The following is an 18,037-nucleotide window of genomic DNA, read 5'->3' as shown; positions in this document are numbered from 1 at the left end:
TTCGTTCGAATAATTCGATTTCCAATGATTGAGCGTTTAACTTCAGATCATGCCGTTATGCATTGAATGTTGGTAGAAAAATCATTGCATGTTATTGACGTCCCGTAGGGACGATACGTTGGCGATTATGCGTTTCGTCCCTACGGGACGTTCTCATTATTGAATTTTTTCTACCTATATATTGCCCTAACGGAACATATGCTTTTACTGCCTGTTCATTGATGCCAAATAACAGCATCTGGTTGATGGGGAGAACACTGCGCACATCGCCACGTATATGAAAACCAGATTGCTGCTGGCTGATATAACTAAATTGTCCCTTTCCATTGCCCTGTAACAATATGCCGTAGCTGGCATCGTATTTTCCGGGCCGCAAACGCGCCCGGTTCATGTTGCCGCATAACAGCAGATCGTCGAAGCCATCGTGGTTGTAGTCGAGCCGCGTAATGGTATAAACCGGACTGTACTGCGCCTGTATGGGCAATTCTTTCAAATGGAATTTTCCTTTTGCGTCGCTTTCAAAATAAGCTGTTTGCAGATAATTGGCCTGCAGGCGACCGGCGGTTTTCAGGTCTGCTGAATTAAAAATATCGTTGATGCTCGCGTCTGCATAACTTTTATAATCAACGAAACGGGTGCGCATGATGCTGATCTGATCTAATAACTCGTCGCGGGTAAGATAGGGATACGATTTACCCTGTATGTAAAAGCAAAACACCGGGTCAACGGCGCCATTGTCGTCAAAATCTTTATAATACAGTTCGGCAGGTTCTTTATCGCTTACTCTGCATTGGGTATTTAAACCGAGGTTGCCAATGATGAAGTCGGGATGGCCGTCTTTATTAAAATCGCCGGTGATCAGTTTGTTCCACCAGCCTTTGTATGCCTTATCGAAATAATTATTGGTTTGGTCCTGCAGCGTATTGTTCACGTTTACAAAAACTTTCACCGGCATCCATTCGCCGCAAACAACGAGCTCTTTTTTAGCATCGTTATTCATATCAATCCAAACGGCATCTGTTATCATGCCTGCTTTTTGCAATTGCGGCGCAATAGCAGCCGTTTGATTGGTAAAATGTCCTTTGCCGTCGTTGATAAGTATAAAGCTTTCGGGTGTTTCGGGATACCGCCCCGGTATTACACGGCCGCCTACGAATAAGTCGGGATGCCCATCGTTATTGATATCGTTTACGCGCACACAGCCTTTGCTAACCGGCATGGGTGGCAGGGCGTTGTTGCTTTTGGTAAAATTGCCTTTGCCATCGTTCAGGTATAATCGATCGTTCAACAGGCCGTCGTTGGGCAAATAATTGTGATAACCGCCGCTGGCAACATAAATATCAGTAAACCCATCGCCATTGGCATCAAAGAAAACGGCATCGGCATCTTCGCTTTGTTTATCGGCTTCAAAGGCAGGTTGTGGTTTTTGTATAAAGCAGCCATCTTTTTGTTGCAGGTATAACATGGCTGCCTGTCCGCTTCCGCCGCCTGCATATATATCTTCCAGTCCGTCGCCGTTTACATCGCCTTTGGCAATACAGGGCCCTGCAGCCGACAGCGGATTGATCAATAATGGCTGCCGCTTAAAATCGTTCACATTGCTTACGGGTGCGCTGTATTTAATGGGCGATGTAATTTCTTTAAACAGAGAGGGCGCGGCTGCAGGTGTTTTGTATCTGGTAGTAGCGGCGCTTTCATTAATTAACAACAACTGATCGGCCTGCAGGTTTTGCAGCACCTGTTGTTTACCGCTGAGCCAGATGATGCGCAAAGAATCGATTTGGGTGGTGGCACCCAAACCAAAATGTAGTGTTGATGATACCGTAGACAAATATCCTCTTGCAGGCATTTGTTCAAGGTATTGTTGCCCTTTGTTGCTATACAAAATTACTTTGGCGCCGATGCCCTGTGTATTTCCGGGCAGGCCCTGCAGCATTACCTGCAGAAAATGATTACCGGTTTGCTGCCTTGCTTCGTTGCGGTATATAAAGGCGGGTTGATTGATGTTGTTAATAACAAGATCAAGATCACCGTCATTATCCAGATCGGCATAGGCCGCGCCATTGCTGTTCGACGGAATGGTGAAACCCCATTGTGCCGATACATTTTTAAAGGTGCAATTGCCGTTGTTTGAAAAAAGATAGTTTACCACATTTGAGGAGGGTATATGGTGTACCAGTTCCAATACATCTTCGCGCCGCAGTCTTCCCTTGCTTTGCACATAGTCGTTCATGTATTTGATGAAATCGAGATTCGTATAATCACGCAGATAGCCGTTCGTTACAAAAAGGTCTTTCCAGCCGTCGTTGTTGTAATCGGCCAGTAAGGGCGCCCAGCTCCAGTCGGTGTTGGAGACACCCGCAAGTTGACCCATCTCGGAAAAAAAGGCCGAACCGACCCTGCCGGCTCTACCGGCCCAACCTGCCTCCCCCTTTCCCCCTCCGGTGGAGGGGGGATTGGATACACCCCGAGTACTTGTGACAGGCTCTGTTTTTGAACCACCGAATTGACCGTTATTCAGATGCAACATGTTACGCATGTACTGATAATAAAATCCTGAACGCAGATTCAGGTCGAACTTTTCGTAATTGTCGGGAGCAAATAAAAGCTTCTGCCGGTGATTGTCTTCGGGCAGCATATCGAGGGTATAAATATCGGGCAGGGCATCGTTGTTGATGTCGGCAATATCGTTGCCCATCGAAAACTGACTGCTATGACCCAAACTTGTTTGCAGCCGATCGGTAAAAGTGCCGTTGTGGTTGTTGATGTACAGGTAATCGGGCACAGCATAGTCGTTCGAAATGTAAATATCCTGCCAGCCATCGCCGTTCAGATCGGCAATGCCGGCGCCAAGTCCATAAGTTAATGATGAACTGCTGATGCCTGCTGCATGCGTAATGTCGGTAAAATGGTTGTTGTCGTTGCGGAAAAGCCGTACGCCAATGGCCGGATCATCTTTTTTCAGTATGGCGGCAGTACTGGCTTCGTCGAGTACCGGTAACGAATTTGGATTGTGGTTTAATAAAAAAACATCGAGATCGTTGTCGCGGTCAAAATCGAAAAAATATGCCTGTGTGCTGTACGCTGAATCGGCCAGTCCATATTGCTGTGCCTGTTCGCTGAAGTGCGGGTAGCCTTTGGGGTCATTTCCTTCATTGATGAACAACTGGTTCATTCTTTTTTCGCCCCGCAGCTTTCCCGAATAACAAATGTATACATCCAGCCGGCCATCTCCATTTACATCTGCCATGGTTACACCGGTTTTCCAGGGGCCGGGCCGACCTGCGATGCCGGCGGCTTCTGTTATATCCTCAAAATGCAGGGCGCCTTTGTTAAGGTATAGCTTGTTATCGCCCATGTTGGCGGTGAAATAAATGTCAGCGAAACCATCGCCGTTTACATCACCGGTGGCCACACCACCGCCGTTGTAAAAGTATTCATACATCAGCACGTTGGTATTTAATCCTTCGGTCAACACGTTGCTGAATGTAACATGCGTACTATCTGGCGGCAACAGGGTAAACAAAGGATGGCCGGGCACGGATGGATTTTTTTTGTCATTATTGTTTTTACATGATACGAGTAAACATAAAATGCCTGTAATAACACAACTACAAAACAGTAAAGAATATTTAACGGGCATATTGTTGAATTAAATCATAGTCAGGAAGTCGGAGGTCTGAGGTCTGAGGTCAGAAGTCGGAAAGAACCCGTTAATTTATCCCCCTTTGCTTATTTGCACCTCATCCAATTACAATCTTCGGACTTCCTGCTTCTGACTTCCGACTTCGATATTTAATTATAACCTGGGTTTTGTATCAGCTTCAGGTTTGTATTCATTTCATCATCTGGTATGGGCCTGAAATACATTTTATCGTCCCATTTTCTGTTTTCCTGCGTGTTGTTCTCAACAGGGGTGTAGGTGTAATTATATTTTGTTTCATCGTGTTTGTAAGGAGCCGGTGAGGTAGCGCCGGGTTTCAGCATGGCGGTAACATCAATATATACCAGTTTCCGGCCAAGGGTGGCGGGCGCTATCATCCAGCGGCGGCAATCGTGGTAGCGCTGGTCTTCATAGGCCAGCTCTACTCTTCTTTCATTACGATACCGTTCTCTCAATGCGGCGCCGGTTTCGGTAATGGCGGGCATGCCGGCCCTGAAGCGAATTTTGTTCAACCAGGTAAGCGCTTCGGCGTATTCGCCTAATTCAATGCATGCTTCAACATAATTCAGCACCGCTTCGGTATACCTGAAAAATGGCCAGGGTATGGTTTGGCGGGTGGTATTGTCAACAATAGTGGGGTCGGGGTCGATGAACTTGCGCACATAATAACCCGTCCAGCTTCCGTTCCAGTTTTCAATGGAACTGTTTCGTGTATCCAGTCCTGCAAGGAACACACCGCCTCCCTGATCGTATTTACCGGTTTGTATCTGGTTGGCGGGGTCTACATTACCCGATATCTTGTCACGTGGTTTCCAGTCGGCCCCGTCGTACAATATGGTAGCATAAAAACGCGGATCGCGGTTGTCGTATGGTTTAGCCTTTTGGGTGGCATTGTTCCAGTCGAATTTTGTTCCATCCATCATTTCATAATCATCTACCAGTTGCTGTACCGGCGTATTGCCGGCCCAGTTATGATAACCATTAGGCCCATTGGTTAAACCCTGGTACATACCTGCATATTCATCTTTACTGCTTGTCCAGTAGCGGCCGAATAATATTTCGCTTTCTGCTGCTTTATCTATTTCGCCGAATTTACTGCCACCGCCCATGGCAAGTGACATATAATTCTTTTTTCCTTCTGCCGCCGAAACAGGCGCATTAAGATTTAGTTTGTAGCCTCTGGTTGAACCGGCATCCAGAACGGCTTTGGCTGCATTTTTAGCGGCCGTCCACCGGGTCGTACGATCGCCGCTTACCGAACCCAGTAACTCGGGATGTGCATAGCCGGCTATCACCGTTGATTTTGATTTGGCTGTTGGAATATCGTGCAGGTCGCTGGCAACGTACAACAATACACGCGACTTCAGCGCCAGCACAGCCAGCTCATTGGCCCTGCCTGCGGCCATGCTTACGCCTTTCAGCAGTAACAGGGCGCTGTCGCAATCTTTTAAAATAAAGTCAACGCATTCGTCCCAGGTATTGCGCGTTACACTGTAATCTTCACCAAGGCCATAGGTTCTGCTGATGATGGGCACGGCGCCGTAATACCGTATCAGCTGGTGATAATAGAAGGCGCGTAAAAAGTGCGATTCACCCTGTAAGCGGTTGTTCAGGCTTTTATCTTCAAAAGTAGCTGTGCGCAGATTTTCGAGGGCCAGGTTGGCCTGTCTGATCTTTGCGTACATATCATTGTTACCACCATCTTTACCCCAGCGGTAATTGGTATTTACCCATCCGATGTTCGATGGGTTTAAGGTGCCTTCATTTACGATGTTGATACCGCGGCCGGGGTGGGTGAACACGGCTTCATCCGATAAGGCGGCCAGCATCTGTTCATCAAATCCACCCTGTCCCAGGCCTGCATAAATGCCGGTTACAAATGCTTCTGCGAGCGCTCCGTCTTTCCATGCGTCGGTTGAATTAACCTGGTCAAGTGGTTTGGTATTTAAGAAGTCGCGGTCGCAGGCAGATAAAACATGTATTGAAAGTACTATGATTGCAAAACGTATGAGGATCTTTGTCATGGTCTTTCGGTTTTAAAAAGTTACTCTGGCGCCAAAGTTTAAAATTCTTGCCTGTGGATAATACTGGCCGTCGCTGCTGGTGCTTTCGGGATCCCAGATCTTCATTTTATCGAAAGTTATCAGATTGGTACCGTTTACATATAATCGCAGATTGCTGATGCCTGCCTTCTGGCCCAGCTTAGCGGGTAGATTATAACCAAATTCAAGGTTCTTCAAACGCAGGTAATTGCTGCTGCGCAACCAGTAGGTATTTACACCAAAGGCGCCGCCGGCATAATAGGTATTGCCCCGGTTGGCCAAACGCGGATCGCTGCTGCTGGGGTGTTCAACCGACCAGCGGTGATCGTATGAGTATTTTAAAAAGTTGCCGATGGTGCCCGATTCGGTACCGATGAACAATAAGCCGCCGGTTGCTCCCTGAAATAAAATAGAGCAGTCGAAGTTCATATATTGTAAATTGATGTTGACGCCGCCTGTAAACCAGGGATCGCGGTTTTTATCGAGCCGTATGCGATCGTCGGCATCAATTTTACCATTGCCATCCACATCTTTGATCTTCATATCACCGGGCAGCAGCGTATTGGTAGCAGCGCTGTAGTCGATTTTGTTTTTGTCGATATCTGCCTGATCAACAAATACGCCGTCGTATTCATATACAAGAAAAGCTGCTCCGTTGGTTCCGAACGTATGTCCTTTCGAAAACTGATGCGGAGCAAGACCCGGACTTTCGGGCAGCGTAATAATCTTATTTTTTGCATAGCCTCCATTCACGCTCACACTGTACCTGAAGTTGCCTGCCTGATCGTTGTAACCTATGTTGAATTCAAATCCGCGGTTCTTTACCTTGCCGAGGTTTTCAGGCGGCAGGTTCACACCTACCGACGCAGGCACTGCAGCAGAATTCTGCATCAAAATTTTGGAGCGTATATTATTGAAGTAGTCCGCTTCAAAAGTGATTCTGCCGTTCAAGGCCGATCCTTCGAAACCTACATTTGAATTGTTGGCAACTTCCCAGGTATAACCAGGATTGGGAAGACCCGATTCGATGAGCGTTTTTACCACATTATTGCCAATAATATAACTGTTGAATCCGTAAGTGCTCAGGTATTTGTATTCCTGCAGCACGTCATTGAAGATGATATTATCATTACCCATTTGCCCCCACGAAGCCCGCAGCTTCAGGTTGTCGATAAACTTTACTGTCTTGAAGAATTTTTCTTCCGAGATTCTCCATCCCACCAGTATTCCGGGGAAGAAACCAAAGCGATCGTTTTCGGGGAACATATACGAACCATCGTAACGCCACAAAAATTCGGCAAGGTATTTTTCCCGGTAGTTGTAATTCACCCGGCCGAAATAGCTTAAGCGGGCACGGTTAAAAGAGCTTCCGGTATTGTTCTTCTGGGCATCATCACCACCCGCGAATAACTGGTCGAGTGCGGTTGAAATATAATTTCTTCTGAAGGCATTGAAGTTGTTGTTTTCGATTGTTTCGCGTGTTACCGCTGCCAGCAGGTTGATGGTGTGCGGACCGATAATTTTGTCGTAATTAATAAAACCGCTGAGGTTGATATTCAGCTGATCTTCTTCCGACTCGGTTAAGCGTGGATCGGTGAATGTGGAACGTACCGATTTGGTTAATTTGGGAGTAACGCCATCGGCTTCATAGCTCACTTTATCCCAGAAATATAAATACCACGGCGTTTCCCATTTTTTATTGCGCTTTATGAATTTATCAATGGCTGCAAAACCGCTGAGCTTTAAACCGGGTACGCCGGGCACCAGCAATTCGAGGCGTCCGTTGGTTTGAATATAATCGCGTTTATCCCTGTTGAAACCGGTTTGGTTGGTGGTGATCACGATGGGGTTTTGTCCGTTTTCGATATCGGGCCCCGGTAAACCGTTGGGCCATACTTCCTGCTCGGTAGGTTTACCGCGCATGAGCATACGAAATATAGGTTGTGCGCCCACTGTAGGGAAGAAGCGGTATTCTTCGCGGGCTGTTATGCCTAAACTGGTGTTGATGTATTTGTTTACCCTGGCATCGAGGTTAAGCCGCATATCGTACTGTTTGTAGCCGGTGGCGGAATTTTTATAGTACCCATCCTGGTTTTGATATCCCAGCGATGCGAGGTATTTTACATTGTCTGATCCACCTGATAACTGCACATTATGTTTGGTTTGGGAAGACCATTTCTTCAGGGCTGTGCCAAACCAGTCGGTATTCGGATGGCCCCAGGGATCAGATCCGTCTTTAAATTTTTGTACATCGGCAGGATTGTAGGTGGCATCTACTTTCACATTATTATCTGTGCGGGTATAGGTTCCGGTTTGTTTAAAGGCATTCCATCCGGCTGACCACTGATTGGCCGGAACTTTTTCGAATAAGGTAAGTTCGTTAATGATTTCGGCGTATTGGGGTGCATCAGACATTTTGGGTATGCGGGTTGGTTGCGACCATCCCTGGTTGAAGTCGTACGACAATTGCGGCTTGCCGGTTTTGCCTCGTTTGGTGGTGATGAGTATAACGCCGTTTGCAGCACGCGAACCGTAAATGGCTGCTGCTGCATCTTTCAACACCGACATACTTTCTATGTCCTGCGGACTTAACCGTTCCAGGCCGCCGGCCCTGTCGGGAACGCCGTCTATTACGATCAGCGCGCCGCTGTTGTTGGGTGTGTTGGAGCCACGGATACGTATAGTTGAACCATCGTATCCCGGCTCACCGGTTGCTTGTATGGCGGTAACGCCGGGCATGCGGCCGGCCAGTGCGTTCGACAGGTTTATCGAAGGCGATTTGGCCAGTTCAGATCCTTTTACCTGTGCCACCGCTCCTGTTACGGTTACTTTCTTTTGAGTGCCATAACCTACCACCACAATTTCGCCTAATTGTCCGGTGCTTGCCACCATGGCTATAGTAACATTTGTTTTGCCCGATATATCAATTTCCTGTGTTTGAAACCCCACAGAAGAAATTACCAATATGGTTTTGCCTTCGGGAACATTTAAGGTAAAGGAACCATGTCCATCGGTATTGGTACCGGTGTTGGTGCCTTTTACGATAACACTTACGCCCGGCAGCGGATTGCCTTTTTCATCAGTTATTTGTCCTTTTATTTCCTGATCGGCCGCCGAAGTTAATTGTACCGATAAAACGGGTTCATCGGCATTGTCGGCCAGTGTAGTTGTTTGCGGCTTGTATAAAACGATGCGGTCTTTTATTAATTTATAGGTAATGCCAAAGGGTGATAATAATTCCTCCAGCACCTCGCTCAATTTTTTCTGGTTGGCTTTGATGGTTACTTTGCTGCCTGCCTGAATTGTTTTTGAACTGTAAACAAACCGGGCGCCGGTTTGATATTTTAAGGAAGAAAACACATCTTTCAACTGTCCTTTTTCAACAGATATGGTTACTACACGATCCAATATGCCCTGTGCTTCGGCAGCATAATCATAGGCATAGGAGCTCAGGAATAATGACAGAAACACCTGCAGAAACCCTATTCTCATTGCAATAGAAGTTTTTCTCATGCGACAATCGTTTTGGTTGTTACTAATAAAGTTGGTGTTCTCAGGATACGGGATGGTGAGGTCCGAAGTCTGAGGTCTGAGGTCAAAAGTCAGAAGAACCTAATTTTGGTACCTTGTTTATTATTACTCTGCTGCTATGCGAAGTTTCTGACTTCAGACATCCGACTTCAGACTTCCTGCTGCTCATTCGCAGCCTGTACCTTTTATAAGTATGCGTGTACCTCTTATTTCATACGTAGCCTGCACTGATGCGCAAATAATTTCAAGCTGGTCGTACAGGTCCTGGCCTTTGATATCGCCCGAGAAAAGGCATTTGGCCAGTGATTCATTTTCCAAAACCATTTCAATATGGTATGCCTGCTCAAGATGCTCCAGCACTTTTGCAATGGGTGTTTCTTCAAAAACAAAATTCAGTTCTGTTATTTTGTCTTCTGCATTTTTGCCGGTTAAAACCGGCAATGGCAGTTCAATAAGCGTAGTTCTGAAGTGATGGTCTTCACTGTTATAAATTACTTTCTGATTGGGTTTCAGAATTACGCCGTTCGATTCCTGGTTTTGTCTTTCTTTTATTGTTTCCTGTCCGTATTCATATACTGCCACTTTACCCGTTCTTACTGCTACTTCCACATTTTTCGTCAACGGATTACTCTTAACAAAAAAACTTGTGCCAAGTACCTGTGTAACAATGTTCCTGCTGTATACATAAAAGGGACATTTCGGATTACGGGTTACTTTAAAAAACGCATTTCCTTCAAGAAATACTTCGCGTTTTGAACCTTTGAAGTCTGCAGGATAATATAACCGGGCCTGCGGCTCAAGAACTACCATGGTGCCATCGGATAACAATAAGGTATCGTTAGCGGTAGTGCTGGTATTCGTTTTTTGCAATCTGGCTATATCGTGATGATCGTTATATGCATTACTGCTTTTTTTGTTGCCCGGCAGCCGGTACAACATCATGCATACTGCGCCGGTCACAATTGCTGCACCTGCCCACCGCAACCACATAGGTATAATGGCAGCTTTAGGCTGTTTATAGTTTTCAGTAAGTTGGGTTTGTGCCTGGATCTTTGGCCATAAACGTTGAAGGGTTTCTTTTATCTCGCCCGCAGGCATGGCAGGGTCCTGGTCTTCATCATCTCCCAATAATTCGTACCATTGCTCAACTAATTTTTTCTCTTCCTCCGTGCAATCCTCCTCTACATACCGTTTCAGCAAATGATAAAAGGCCTTTCGGTTCATGTAAAAAAAATTTGGGTTCTCCGGCCTGAAGGCCGGAGCTATAAATTAGTCGGTTCTGCGACCCGATACCCTAAATGATTGAAAAAAAATTTAAAACACTGTGGCGGAGAGCATGAATAACTCCATGATAATAAAATCTTTTAAATGCAGGCGCATGAACTTAAGTGATTGCGTTACGTGGTATTCAACGGCTTTTTCGCTCAGGTTCATGTATTGGGCTATTTCTTTTACCGAGCGTTTTTCGTAGCGGCTTAGCCTGAATATTTCCTGTGTTTTTTGCGGCAGCTTTTTAATGGTATTATCAATAGCGATAGAAAGCTCGTGCAATAATAACCTCGATTCGGATAAGTTTTCCTGCACTGCCATATGCTCGCGGGCCGACTGATAATATCGTTCCCTGATCATTTGCGACCTTATATAATCAATAACCTGATAGCGAATAGCGGTTTGTAGGTAAGATTGAAGATGTTGTATCTGCAAAGTTTCGCGTTTTACCCAAAGGCTGATAAAAAGATTTTGAACCAGTTCTTCGGCTATGGCTTTTGAGCGCAGTTTTTTTAAGGCGGCCAGAAAAACAGGTTCGCTATAGCGGACATAAATTTCCTGCAAAGCTGCTCCATCACCGGCTTTGAGTAATTTCAGCAGAATGGCATCGTCGAAAATTGTATAGTTCATATGGCTGGCAATACAAATATAATTAACCAATGCGAAAAAGTATTAAAGCAAATGTATACCGTACAATTTATCGTATTTGCACTTTCTCATTTACAGTAAGATGCAACCGTTGAGTGGTTAATTTCTGATAAACACCGGTGAATAAAAGTTTAAGTAGTTGAAAAGTTAACGGGTTGACAAGTTAACTGGTTAACTTGTCAACTTTCAACTTTATTATAAGGTGTGGCTCACAGTAAGATGAATTTCAAATTTCAGCGCATATTACCAGGTGATGCCTTTTTTCCCCATTATTCGCGTGGTATCGTGTTTGTAGGTATAGTGGCAAGCAAGGAGGTAATTATGAAAAGAACAGTGAATAATATCGATAAAGATAACGACAACGCTCCTGTATACACCTGGCCGAAATTCATTACTCAGGTTTTCTGGATCTTCATCATGTTGTTTGCGATGGGCTGGATAGTTAATAAGTTAACCGGTTAACAAGTTTACAAGTTTACACGTTGACTGGTTAACTTGTTAACTGATTAACTGATCAACTTTTCAACTCAGTACACGTTATATTAAAATAATTACTATATTAGTTGTCCTTTCGCGCTTCCCCGCTCTATTAAAACAAACAGTGCCCTGTTTATTTCATCACACTAAAACAACTACATATGAAAAGAATATTGCTTTTCGCATCGGCTCTGTTTATGCTTTCATTTCTTACGGCCGACAACAGCATTACGAAAAAAGAAAGGAACAATGCTGCCAAACTATTAAAAGACACTGAAAATGATGTTTTCAGTGAGGTAAAAGGACTCAGTGAAGCGCAATTGAAATTCAAACCCGGGCCCGATCGCTGGAGTGTGGAAGAATGTGTAAAGCATATTGCCATCAGCGAACAGATGCTGCGACAAATGCTGGATGGGGCGCTTAAAGAGCCGGCCGCTCCTGCCAAGCGAAGCGAAGTAAAGGTTACTGATGACGAGCTGATACAACGGATCGAAGACCGTTCGAAGAAAGTTAAAACCACCGAAAAACTACAACCTGAAAATACGCCCTATAAATCATGTGACGAAGCGCTCAATTCCTTTAAAGCCGACAGGGAAAAACTGATTTCGTATGTGAAGTCGACCGATGAAGACCTGCGTAATCATTTCGGTACTTTGCCTTTCGGGCCAATAGATGGCTATCAGCTGATACTGTTTATTGGCGCTCACAGCAACCGCCACACACAGCAGATAGAGGAAGTAAAGGCGGATCCGGGTTTTCCGAAAGAATGAGAAATAAAGGCACAAGGTCCAAGTTACAAGGCACAAGGTGCAGAAAATAAAGTTAAAAGGTCAGGGAGTTGCTCCTTTGACCTTTTTATTTTAATTACAGGGAAGGATTTTTTATTAATCCGGTAAATAAAATGGCGCCACTTGTTTTTTCGGTAATCACATACATGAAAGGACGATTGCAATTCATATAATTTATCTGCACAGCAGTAGTCCCTACTCCAATAGCTGTTACAGCTGCAGCTTCTGTTCCTTCTTCATTAACTTCAATAAAGGTTTTATGCAGGGCTTTGGTAATGTGTACCCCCGGTGTTGCATACATTTTTGTAAAATCAGCATCTTTTGTGAATGCAATACGCATGGGCCACAGCAGGTTTGCCATATCTTTCACCGCATACCCGTATTTGAACCTGGGTAAATTAAGCATAACATCAGCCGGCTTTAATAGCGACAGATAGTTTTTAAATGTTGGCTCATTGATGGCATATACAAAACCAGAGAAGTTAATATCGGCACGGGGTAATAACGCATACATATTAAAATTACCCTGGCCATAAGGCAACTGCACCATTTGCAATAAATTGTCCTGGTAATAATTCAATTTATCGCTTTGTAATTTCATAAAAGGTGTTGATACGGTATTGCCATTTGACAAAGTAAAGAGGGCATTCACCGTTGCATTTTTATCAAAGGAGTATTTCCAGGGCGCTTTGAAATATATAGTATTGATCAAATACATGAGGTCATACGGGTCGATCCTATCCAATATTCCGGTAATTTTTCCTTTTGTATTATCCGACACCCACTTGTTGATAGTTGATACCGCATTCGCGCTTTCGAAGTTAAGCGGGGTAACAGACGCATGATAAAATTCCTTGTTGGTATTTAAAAAGCTTTGCAAGGGCGAAACATCCTGTTTGTACCAGATTGAATTGGCAATGGCAAGGTTTACTTTACTGTCGGCATCAGGCATTTGTTCTATCAGCGCCTGGCAGGTTTTATTTAAATCGTCTATACCTGAAGTGAAGTCATCCAGCCATAGTGTAGCTCGTATGGCTTCCCGGGTAGTACTATCAGCGCCATTATATACCATGCTCAATGCCAGGTAAATGCTAAGGGGGGAAATGAGTTTATTGGTTTCGGTAGTATCAGCGTGATTAGCCAGATCTAATATGCTAAGCGCAAACCGGTTATGGGCTGTTATTATAGTTTGTCCGTTTTGAGGAAGGTTGATAGGGTTTACAAAATCGGGTTTTGCGTCATTGGATTTTTTGCAGGAAATAGCCGATATACAAAATACAACCAGTAACAGGAAAAGGGGTGTTTTCATTATTGTTTTTTGAAATGACAATCATCGCTTTTCAACCGTTGCCTGCTAAATGAAATAGTCAAGGCAACGAGGCATAAAAAAGGTCAAAGAAGAATTAACTCCTTCGACCTTTGGCTTGCATTACCCTACGTCTGGCTGTTATAATTTATATGACTACGTTTTCACTATTTCCAACCTGCATTTATTGCTGAGCCGGGGCGGGTAGCACAGGCGCCGGTTTCGGCTGTTCTGTTTTCAGCGGCTGCTCACTGGGCAATGGCTGACTACCTGTTGTGGTTGCCTTTCGCAAACTGCCTGTTGCAGGCCGGGTATTGCCGGTGCCGGCTTTAAATTTCATGCCTGCTGCCGTTCCCTTCCTGATCTGTGCAATCAGGCTTTCAGATTTATTAATGGTATTATTGCCGGCAGCCGCAGGCGTTGCAGGTGCCGTACTGAATTTCAGACCGGGAGCAGTTCCATTCATTAATTGAGTAACTAAACGGTCGCGGGTGTTTTCGGTTTGTGCCTGCGTTATATAACCAACACACAGCAAACCGAATAACAATATAACGGCTTTTGATTGTAGCATTTTCATGTTAAAAGCTTTTGGGGTGATTACTTACAGTTTACAAATACCTTTATTTTTTCAATTGCGTTTGCGTTATAATTCTCCAGCGCTTTGCCAATAACCTGACCGGGTTTTACTTTTTCTATATCGGCTTTCATAGCTACGCCCGGTGTTGAGGATGTTACCAGCAGATCGCCTTTTGTAATGGCGCCACCTTCGAGGCATACTTTGGTAGGAATAACGCCTATAACGCCCATCGGAACTTTATTGTTCATGTTGTTATCGATGTGTTCTTCGGTAAGCAATACGCCGGGTTGGGTGGCATAAACGCCCAATATAAGGGTAGAGTAGGGCCCGGCTGATTTGGCAACTGCTCTTTCTTTATCAATAGAAATCACCAGCACATCACCGGGTTCGTAATTATTAATGTTGCCTTCCACATCAAATGCTTCGGCAAGGTCAGCGCCGCTGTTCTGCGTACCTCCATTAAAAAAGCCTTTGCCGGTTGCATCGATTCGTGCCACATTTACGCCTGGGTTGCCTGCTTTAAAAAGGGCGATGCTGCCGGCGCTGTGTTGTTCTACTGTTAAAACCGGGTTTGTATTGGTAGTATTGTAATTTACAAGCCGTGCAGCCCGTCCTGTAGCAAAGCTGGGCGTCCACGCATACAGGGCATTGCCCGAACCATCGGCGCTTGTTTCAACGCCATCGCCCATATTGGTAGCATTGGCGGTAACACCATTGCCATTTCCGTTAGCAACAGCTATTAAAGCGGGCCCATTACCTGCCGGGTTAGATGCATAGAATAACCCGCCAAAACCGCCTGTGCCTGATGAAATGCCATAAATGCCGGCTGTGCCCCAGTTTGAGAATTGGGAATTTACTTCACCTTTTACAGCAGGCGAGGTACCGTTAACATTGTCTACCTTAAAATTACCCGCAGTACCATTTCCCACAGTGGTCACTGTTATTACATCGCTTGTGTTGGAAGAATTGTAAATATTGAATCGTCCTGCACGACCGGCAGCAAAGGAGGGTACCCATGCATACAGGGCATTTCCTGCACCGTCGATGCTGGTTTCTACTCCATTTCCGTTTTTAGCAGCATTGGCGGTGACGGCGTTGCCATTGCCTTCGGTGAAGGCCACCAGGGCAGGTCCATTGCCCGAAGCGTTGGATGCATGGAATAATCCGGCGAAGCCACCGGTGCCTGATGATTTGCCAAAGATGCCGGCTGCGCCAAAATTACCGAAGATGGTATTTACTTCTCCGCGCACTGCCGCAGCTACGCTGTTGCTGTTGTTTACCAAAAAAGAAGCGGCATTGCCCTGTGTATTATCAGGTATATTTCCATTGCCGTTGGTTTCTACTTCCAGCGTATTACCGGTAGTGTTAGTAGCATTGAGATTTTCAAAGCGTCCGGCACGACCTGTACTGCTATTCAAACCTACCTGACCGTACACGCCAATGGCGGTTCCCGCTGTGCTGGTAGAAATAAAGCCCCTTACACCATAGCCGCCTCCATCATTACGGCCTACTACTGCACCGGCGATATCGCTGGTGGTACGGCCAACCACTGCTTCGCCATTACCAGTGTTGTCGCCTACAATACCGGCCGAAGTTTGCGCGCTGGTAATGCCATGTACCGAAAACCCGGTGCCCGTACTGCTCAACACACCTGTACCACTACCCGAACCGGTAACGTTTATTACCGTGCCATTGCCCATTGTGCCGGCGCTAAGTACGTTGTTATTGTTGGCGTTATTATAAATTGATATGTTGGCTGCTGTTCCCGTGTTACTGGTGGCCTGTAGTCCTGTACCGGTGCTGCTGTTGGCATATACACCGAAGCCTCCGGCGCTTGAATTTCCATAAACGCCTATGCCGTTTGGTGTAACACCATACACGCCCCATCCGCCGCCGGCCTGTGATCCCCAAACACCAATGCCCAATCCGCCGGTGCCATTATTGACCCCTCTTACAGCTGTAGAAAAACCGCCGGGCGAGCTGGAAGACACAATGCCGCGTAAAGAACTAATGCTGCCGGTGGTGCTGTTGCTAACGCCTTCGAGTAAGGTGCCATCGCCCTGGTTGGTGATGGTAAATACAGTGCCCGGTTCATTCACCGTAGCACTGAATGGCAAACCCAATACACCGCCGCCATTATCAGTGCCGGGCGCCCAGTTGGTGCCGTCGAATTTCAACACTTGTTCGGCTACCGGTGCCGTGTTGGTAACCGGGCGGTTTTGAATGCCAATAACAGCAGGATTGGGATAGTTGCCGCTCAGATCGCCGCCGGCGGCGCCCGAAGGTGGTAGCGAAGCGGGAATAACCCCGGGTGCTAATTTAGCTGCTGTAATGGCTCCGTTTGCAACTGTTGGATTGGGGTAAGTGCCGGTTAAATCGCCGCCGGCCGGGCCATTGGGCGGCAATGCGGTTGGAATAACACCCGCCGCTATTTTAGCCGCCGTTACTTTTCCGTTGCCGATAGTTGGATTGGGATACGTACCGGTTAAATCGCCACCGGCAGTGCCGCCCGGAGCTGCCGATGCTGCGAATAAAGCATAAGGTACCGACTGCAACTGACTGGTACCCATATTAGTAAAGTTGTTGCCGTTTTCGGGGTCAATTTCTACCTGCAAAAATTTATTGCTGCTGCCCCAGTTAACGCCGGCCATGGTGCCGGTTACCGAAGTAGCGCCCGAACTGCCGATGGCCACGTTAAACAAACCAAAGCTATTGGTAGTTACCGAACGGGTTTCGCTGTATGCAGTGATACCGGTAGCGGTACCATCATGAATGGTTAATCGAAGTTTTATATTTTTAAACGGAAGGGCATTGCCACCGGGGTTGCGGGCCAGGCCCTGGTAATTGATTACTGCAGGGGCCTGCGCCAGTGTTATTGAAATGGTTGCAACACACGCTATGAGTGTTGTAAATAAAGATCTCATTGTTTGATGTTTACAGGTAATTAAAAAGTGTATGTGGTAATAGATCAGCGGGTTAAGTGTACGAGTTTGTAGGTGCCTTTACGCTGGGGCGCCGATGGGTCGGCCGGAGTAAGTACAATGCGAATAAAGTAAGTGCCGGCCGGAAAGCCCTGCAGATCGAGCTTTTCGATACGACCCACCCCGTTATATTCAAATTGCTTTGAAAATATCAGTTTGCCGGGCACATCGGAAAGCTTTATTTGTACAGTACCCGGTTGAGGTACCTGTACATCAACTTCGGTTACCGTGTATACCGGATTGGGAAAGACCATAATATCGCCGGTAGCAAAAAAATTGTTGGCATTGGATGGCTGCCCCGTGCCGGGATGCAGAAACCCGTTTTCGAGTATAAATGAGGGTTGGTTATAGCTATCGGTCAGGCACATTTCACCTACGCTCCAGTCGAACCGGTAATACCCGCTCATTGCCGAACCGCCTGTTACATTGATAACCCGGGGTGAAATATCCTGGGCATGCGATAGGAACGGACATAGTGATAGCATTAGAATCAATCGTGTAAAAGATCCTTTCATAATGAATGATGTTTGAAATTATTTAAACAATACTTTCCTGGTCGCGCTTCAGCGCGCGAAACAGAAGACTACGCTTCCAGAGTAACCGGCTTGTTAATGGATTTAATTTGTAGTAATTGCCGAACCTTTAATCAACGTAACATTGGACTGGCTTTTTCACGAGATGAATTCTGAAGAATGATTGGGCTGATAGCAACAGCATTGATGGTACAAAATTATCGTTAACCTGCTTATCAGCA

11 protein-coding genes are annotated in these 18,037 nt (G+C 45.9%); 2 read left to right on the top strand and 9 right to left on the bottom strand.

Annotation, left to right across the window (positions count from 1 at the left end; translation table 11 throughout):
* Positions 1 to 91: 91 nt before the first annotated feature.
* From AC59IL_RS00815 to AC59IL_RS00795, 5 genes are all read right to left on the bottom strand, one after another.
* On the bottom strand, positions 92 to 3,643 hold the full coding sequence (locus tag AC59IL_RS00815) for a VCBS repeat-containing protein (RefSeq protein WP_496550161.1): 3,552 nt from the start codon (positions 3,641 to 3,643) through the stop codon (positions 92 to 94).
* A 152-nt stretch (positions 3,644 to 3,795) separates the two neighbouring features.
* A complete protein-coding gene (locus AC59IL_RS00810) occupies positions 3,796 to 5,688 on the bottom strand; it encodes a RagB/SusD family nutrient uptake outer membrane protein (RefSeq protein ID WP_496550160.1) in 1,893 nt (630 codons plus the stop codon).
* Positions 5,689 to 5,700: 12 nt separating this feature from the next.
* Positions 5,701 to 9,219, bottom strand: coding sequence for a TonB-dependent receptor (locus AC59IL_RS00805; protein ID WP_496550159.1), 3,519 nt, complete (start codon positions 9,217 to 9,219; stop codon positions 5,701 to 5,703).
* 183 nt (positions 9,220 to 9,402) lie between these two features.
* Entirely contained in the window at positions 9,403 to 10,461 is a 1,059-nt protein-coding gene (locus tag AC59IL_RS00800; protein ID WP_496550158.1) for a FecR family protein, read from the bottom strand.
* Between the two features lie 90 nt (positions 10,462 to 10,551).
* Positions 10,552 to 11,136, bottom strand: a complete 585-nt coding sequence (locus AC59IL_RS00795; RefSeq protein WP_496550157.1) for an RNA polymerase sigma-70 factor — start codon at positions 11,134 to 11,136, stop codon at positions 10,552 to 10,554.
* A 237-nt stretch (positions 11,137 to 11,373) separates the two neighbouring features.
* Here AC59IL_RS00795 and AC59IL_RS00790 point away from each other — a divergent pair, with 237 nt between their 5' ends.
* Both AC59IL_RS00790 and AC59IL_RS00785 read left to right on the top strand, forming a co-directional pair.
* Positions 11,374 to 11,616 (top strand): hypothetical protein, encoded by a 243-nt coding sequence (locus tag AC59IL_RS00790; RefSeq protein ID WP_496550156.1) that lies wholly within the window; start codon positions 11,374 to 11,376, stop codon positions 11,614 to 11,616.
* A gap of 176 nt (positions 11,617 to 11,792) precedes the next feature.
* A complete protein-coding gene (locus tag AC59IL_RS00785; RefSeq protein WP_496550155.1) occupies positions 11,793 to 12,401 on the top strand; it encodes a DinB family protein in 609 nt (202 codons plus the stop codon).
* A 94-nt stretch (positions 12,402 to 12,495) separates the two neighbouring features.
* Here the strand turns inward: AC59IL_RS00785 and AC59IL_RS00780 are convergent, their stop codons facing one another.
* The 4 genes from AC59IL_RS00780 to AC59IL_RS00765 form a co-directional block, all read right to left on the bottom strand.
* Entirely contained in the window at positions 12,496 to 13,728 is a 1,233-nt protein-coding gene (locus AC59IL_RS00780; protein ID WP_496550154.1) for a serpin family protein, read from the bottom strand.
* A gap of 181 nt (positions 13,729 to 13,909) precedes the next feature.
* On the bottom strand, positions 13,910 to 14,302 hold the full coding sequence (locus tag AC59IL_RS00775) for a hypothetical protein (RefSeq protein ID WP_496550153.1): 393 nt from the start codon (positions 14,300 to 14,302) through the stop codon (positions 13,910 to 13,912).
* 20 nt (positions 14,303 to 14,322) lie between these two features.
* A complete protein-coding gene (locus AC59IL_RS00770; RefSeq protein ID WP_496550152.1) occupies positions 14,323 to 17,226 on the bottom strand; it encodes a beta strand repeat-containing protein in 2,904 nt (967 codons plus the stop codon).
* A gap of 44 nt (positions 17,227 to 17,270) precedes the next feature.
* On the bottom strand, positions 17,271 to 17,798 hold the full coding sequence (locus AC59IL_RS00765) for a T9SS type A sorting domain-containing protein (protein WP_496550151.1): 528 nt from the start codon (positions 17,796 to 17,798) through the stop codon (positions 17,271 to 17,273).
* Positions 17,799 to 18,037 lie beyond the last annotated feature (239 nt).

The sequence above is a fragment of the Niastella sp. sgz303648 genome (assembly GCF_059587045.1).
This window is presented reverse-complemented; position numbering and strand designations above follow the sequence as displayed.

What these genes read in the sequence shown, in the direction of transcription:
- AC59IL_RS00815 (WP_496550161.1), bottom strand. Translation starts at nt 3,643, where the DNA reads ATGCCCGTTAAATATTCTTTACTGTTTTGTAGTTGTGTTATTACAGGC.
- AC59IL_RS00810 (WP_496550160.1), bottom strand. Translation starts at nt 5,688, where the DNA reads ATGACAAAGATCCTCATACGTTTTGCAATCATAGTACTTTCAATACAT.
- AC59IL_RS00805 (WP_496550159.1), bottom strand. Translation starts at nt 9,219, where the DNA reads ATGAGAAAAACTTCTATTGCAATGAGAATAGGGTTTCTGCAGGTGTTT.
- AC59IL_RS00800 (WP_496550158.1), bottom strand. Translation starts at nt 10,461, where the DNA reads ATGAACCGAAAGGCCTTTTATCATTTGCTGAAACGGTATGTAGAGGAG.
- AC59IL_RS00795 (WP_496550157.1), bottom strand. Translation starts at nt 11,136, where the DNA reads ATGAACTATACAATTTTCGACGATGCCATTCTGCTGAAATTACTCAAA.
- AC59IL_RS00790 (WP_496550156.1), top strand. Translation starts at nt 11,374, where the DNA reads ATGAATTTCAAATTTCAGCGCATATTACCAGGTGATGCCTTTTTTCCC.
- AC59IL_RS00785 (WP_496550155.1), top strand. Translation starts at nt 11,793, where the DNA reads ATGAAAAGAATATTGCTTTTCGCATCGGCTCTGTTTATGCTTTCATTT.
- AC59IL_RS00780 (WP_496550154.1), bottom strand. Translation starts at nt 13,728, where the DNA reads ATGAAAACACCCCTTTTCCTGTTACTGGTTGTATTTTGTATATCGGCT.
- AC59IL_RS00775 (WP_496550153.1), bottom strand. Translation starts at nt 14,302, where the DNA reads ATGAAAATGCTACAATCAAAAGCCGTTATATTGTTATTCGGTTTGCTG.
- AC59IL_RS00770 (WP_496550152.1), bottom strand. Translation starts at nt 17,226, where the DNA reads ATGAGATCTTTATTTACAACACTCATAGCGTGTGTTGCAACCATTTCA.
- AC59IL_RS00765 (WP_496550151.1), bottom strand. Translation starts at nt 17,798, where the DNA reads ATGAAAGGATCTTTTACACGATTGATTCTAATGCTATCACTATGTCCG.